General features: G+C 66.0%; 1 protein-coding gene and 1 pseudogene. One reads left to right on the forward strand and one right to left on the reverse strand.

Features of this window, described 5'->3' with window-relative positions; translation table 11 throughout:
- A pseudogene (locus tag AHiyo1_RS16940) lies at window positions 1-284 on the reverse strand (dienelactone hydrolase family protein); the annotation flags it as partial.
- 105 nt (window positions 285-389) lie between these two features.
- On the opposite strand from AHiyo1_RS16940, the gene AHiyo1_RS16945 reads away from it, so the two are divergent.
- Complete coding sequence (locus tag AHiyo1_RS16945) at window positions 390-971, forward strand: MBL fold metallo-hydrolase (protein ID WP_340639337.1); 582 nt, start codon at window positions 390-392, stop codon at window positions 969-971.
- Window positions 972-1,016 lie beyond the last annotated feature (45 nt).

A 1,016-nucleotide genomic window follows, 5' to 3' on the forward strand; every position in this document is an offset into this window, starting at 1 on the left:
CCCTCAGGTACGGAAAGCGGGCTCTTCGCCCCCGGTACTGGCCCGGAAGCCGCCGTCGTTGCGGGCCGGGCGGCCGAGGCCTCGGGGCTTGGCATGGGATCGGTGCTTAGCGGAACCTCATCCGGAGTGCATCCGAGCTGCAGCATCGTCGAGGAGGCGGCAGCCATGCTCCCGGTGATAAATGCGAGCCGGCGAATGAAGGCTCGCTGCGACATGTCTCCCGAGCGGTAGTCGTCGAAGAATTCCTCGACCAGGTACTTTTCAAATTTCCCGAGCTGGATCATGGAAGGCCTCCTGAGTCTGCCGCATATCCTCCTCCCAAGACCGTTACCGGGCAAGGGCGCCCTGGATGATGGGCGTAGCCGCCAAGTAATGAGACACTCGGTTCCATGCGTGAATTCGTGGTTCTCGGCACCGCCTCCCAGGTCCCGACCAGGACCCGCAACCACAACGGATACGTGCTCCTTTGGGATGGCGAGGGCCTGCTCTTCGATCCTGGCGAAGGTACCCAGCGGCAGATGATCCAAGCCGGCGTCTCGGCCAGCCAGATCACGCGGATCTGTGTTACCCATGTCCACGGCGACCATTGCTTCGGGCTGCCGGGCGTGCTTTCGCGCATGGCCCTGGACCGGGTGGAGCATCCGATCCACCTGCACTATCCTGCGTCCGGCGAGGACATGATCCGCGCCCTCGTCGCTGTCGCGTCGCCCGGCGTCGACCTTCGGCTTCATCCGCACGGTGGTCCCGGTCCCATCGCCGAAGGGGTGGAGGTGCGCCCGCTGCTCCATCGGATCGAGACCTACGGCTATAGGGTTGTGGAGCCCGACGGCCGCAGCCTCCTGCCGGAGCGGCTTGCGGCGGCCGGGATTACCGGATCCGATATCAGCCTCCTGCAGCGGGACGGGAGCCTGGGCGGTGTGCGCCTGGAAGACGTGAGCGTGCCGAGCCCGCGCAGAGCTTCGCCTTCGTGATGGACACGGCGCCGTGTGACGGCGCTGGGGAACTCGCCAACGGCG

The organism is Arthrobacter sp. Hiyo1 (assembly GCF_001263615.2).
Classification (GTDB): Bacteria; Actinomycetota; Actinomycetes; order Actinomycetales; family Micrococcaceae; genus Arthrobacter.

Excerpts from the sequence above, each read along its gene's own strand:
- AHiyo1_RS16945 (WP_340639337.1), top strand. The coding sequence starts at position 390 with ATGCGTGAATTCGTGGTTCTCGGCACCGCCTCCCAGGTCCCGACCAGG.